Source organism: Peribacillus sp. SIMBA_075 (assembly GCF_046534585.1).
On record NZ_JAWRYN010000347.1, the window covers coordinates 1 to 307 of the forward strand.

Below are 307 nucleotides of genomic sequence, written 5' to 3' on the forward strand. Positions count from 1 at the left end.
GGCATTCGTATCAATCCTGAATCAATTGAGTCACGAGCAAAAATAAAAATGGGCGGTGTTCCAAGTCCATTTGGGATAGATGAATCGAAACTTGGCGATGTATTTGATCTTTTTCAGGCGTATGAAGACACTCTTTTGTTTAAAGGGATTCATATTTATTTGGGCACTCAAGTTCTTGATGAAACGTCGCTGTTATCATCGTTTGAATATACTCTCAACACAGCTGTTCGAATAAAGAATGACTATGGATTGACATGCGAAATGGTTGATTTAGGCGGAGGATTTGGGGTTCCATATTTTCAGCATG

Annotated in this window: 1 pseudogene; it reads left to right on the forward strand. The window is 38.8% G+C overall.

The features are described from left to right. A pseudogene (locus SB775_RS28525) lies at nucleotides 1-307 on the forward strand (type III PLP-dependent enzyme); the annotation flags it as partial.